The organism is Priestia sp. BR_2, from assembly GCF_041954005.1.
Taxonomy (GTDB): Bacteria; Bacillota; Bacilli; order Paenibacillales; family Paenibacillaceae; genus Paenibacillus_AQ; species Paenibacillus_AQ lautus_A.
Window position 1 is genome coordinate 1 of record NZ_JAVFHM010000162.1, and the last position, 1,211, is coordinate 1,211.

General features: G+C 34.8%; 1 protein-coding gene and 1 pseudogene. Both read left to right on the top strand.

Annotation, left to right across the window (positions count from 1 at the left end; genetic code table 11):
- Nucleotides 1–226 precede the first annotated feature (226 nt).
- Nucleotides 227–758, top strand: a pseudogene (locus RB298_RS07150) (ankyrin repeat domain-containing protein).
- Nucleotides 759–780: 22 nt separating this feature from the next.
- The coding region (locus RB298_RS07155; protein ID WP_486046578.1) for a hypothetical protein at nucleotides 781–1,211 on the top strand (431 nt) is incomplete at its 3' end.

Here is a 1,211-nt window from a genome sequence, read left to right on the forward strand (position 1 = left end):
GCGAATAGTTATATAGAAAGATTAACTTCTTTATTAAATGATGATACGAATAGAAAAACAGTGAATGATCTGCGAACAAAAGTATTAAAAGAACTACAAATACGACAGTAATTTTATTGACCACAACTATTTAAAAGTAAAAACGGTAGAAACAGCTAAATTATTGAGGAGGATGTCTACATTAAAACACGGCAATGATGGGCAACTAAATTAAGGGGGATATGATTTGGAAAAAAACAGCGTCAATAAGGAAATAAGGAATGCAATTAAACGTGGTGACATTAACTTAGTCAAAGAATTAATAGGTAGTAATAAAGCAATTCTACACACCATGACTCCATTTGGTAGCTGGTTGCATATAGCAGCAAAAAAAGGACAGATGGAAATAGTAGAGTATCTAGTGCATAAAGGAATCGATGTAAATATAAAAGGTGATATATTTGATGCTTCTCCCTTACGAGTGGCAGCAGGTGAGGGGCATGTAGAAATAGTACAGTATTTAATCCAATCTGGAGCAGAATTAGATGTAAGCTCGGCAAAAAGAAATCCATTGTTCGCAGCAATTTACGGTGGTCATAAAAAAAATAGTTGAATATCTAGTTGATCAAGGTATAGATATTTCCGTTCAATATACTGAGGAGAATATTAAGGGTATGGATGCGTACCGATATGCTAAGGAGTTTGGACAAATAAAAATTGCTGAATATTTAAAACGACAGCTCAATGGAAAAGTACAAAAGAGAGTGATTGAAGACTAATAAAAGCAAGGAGGTCCATCTCATGCTAGAACCTATATATGCTGAAAACGTAATTGTCGGAGTGATACATAAAAAGCAGTTTCAATGGTATGTAACCGATCGAGAGCTATGGTACTTAGATTATGTAAAGTTTGCGCAAGCTTTTGAAAATGAAGGTGATTTAGCGATTGATGAATACATTGAACCTGAACGGGAAGGAATCGAGATTCTTAGCAGTGAAAATGCTGAGCTTTTTTTAAAGCGTATAGAGTCGTATAAAGCAGAGGTGCCAACTCTTTTAAAGCTATTTGAAGATAAAATAGAAAGAGGAGATGAAGAAGATGCATTAGATTTTAGCCCTTCATTTTTAGTGAATTTTGATCAAAAGGCGTTCTATTCCATGTTTCCCGAGCCTGCTTCATTTGAAGAATACGTTCCAAGCGGCTGTAAAGGAATGTACAAAGACTTTACAGC